Annotated in this window: 1 protein-coding gene; it reads right to left on the bottom strand. The window is 48.1% G+C overall.

Going from position 1 to position 1,455, the window contains the following annotated elements; genetic code table 11:
• Positions 1 to 1,455 (bottom strand): toprim domain-containing protein (locus B7X71_RS16820; protein WP_293601584.1); only part of this gene is annotated, 1,455 nt, incomplete at both ends.

Here is a 1,455-nt window from a genome sequence, read left to right as displayed (position 1 = left end):
GAGCAATCAAGGCGTTTTTTTCAATAAAGGCACGACGTGGCTCAACCTCATCCCCCATTAGGGTTGTGAAGACCTGGTCAGCAGCAATCGCATCTTCGATTTTGACTTGGAGTAATGTTCTTGAACCTGCATCCATGGTGGTTTCCCACAACTGGGATGGATTCATCTCACCAAGACCTTTGTAGCGCTGACGACTGAGCACGCGCTCAGCCTCAGAGAGCAGCCAGGAGAAAGCGGCCCTGAAATCTTGAATCGCTTGTTCTTTTTGGTTTTTGTCTGGGTCGCCACGGCGAACCTTTGAACCCGGCAACACCTTGCCAGATAAAACCGCAGCTGCATTTGACAGGCTTTGGTAATCATCACCATGAACAAAATCAGAATTGATTGCCGATAACTTCAAATTGCCATGAATGCGGCGGGAGAGAAGTAATTTATAGCGATCGGTACGCTCTTCCTTTTGCACAATAATCTCTGGGGGCAGTGCCAAAGGATTCAAAGAATCAGCAAGTGCGCCACGCAAGTGCTCAGCCGATTCATGTGCAGACTTCTCGGTATCTAGGTTGAGTTGAGTACCCGAAGCAATGGCACGCAAAGCATCTTCGTCAATGGTGCGAGATAAGCGATCAACAACAGATTGAATGACTTGATAGTGTTTAGCTAACTCGCCCAATGCTGCGCCCTCAATAATTTCTCCCGTGGGGGTTTGAAGTGAGGCCGACTCTAATGCAATCTTTAGCAGCAGTTGATTCAACTCCGCATCATCTTTAATGTATTGCTCATTCTTGCCAAACTTCACCTTATACAAGGGTGGTTGCGCAATATAGATGTGGCCACGCTCAATCAACTCAGGCATTTGTCTATAGAAGAAGGTAAGTAGGAGTGTGCGGATGTGGCTACCATCAACGTCCGCGTCGGTCATGATGATGATGCGGTGATAGCGCAACTTGTCAGCCTTGTACTCCTCAACACCAATACCAGTTCCAAGAACGGTAATTAAAGTAACCACCTCTTGGCTAGCCAACATCTTGTCGAATCGAGCCTTCTCAACGTTGAGAATTTTTCCTTTCAGCGGAAGAATCGCCTGAAAGCGTCGGTCACGACCCTGCTTTGCAGAACCACCCGCGGAGTCTCCCTCGACAATAAATAGTTCAGATTTAGTTGGATCTTTCTCTTGGCAATCTGCCAACTTCCCAGGAAGACCCAAACCATCAAGGACACCCTTACGACGAGTCATGTCGCGAGCTTTACGAGCCGCCTCACGAGCGCGCGCAGCATCTACAATTTTTCCGCAAAGAATTTTTGCATCAGCAGGGCGCTCTTGCAAATAAGCACTCAAAGCCTCAGCAACAATTTCTTCTACCGGGCCACGAACCTCACTAGAGACCAACTTATCTTTTGTTTGGCTCGAAAACTTAGGCTCAGGAACCTTGACGGATAAGACGCAAGCAAGTCCCT

Source organism: Polynucleobacter sp. 39-46-10 (genome assembly GCF_002282275.1).
Note: the sequence above shows the minus strand (reverse complement) of the source record. Positions and strands in the feature narration are given on the sequence as shown.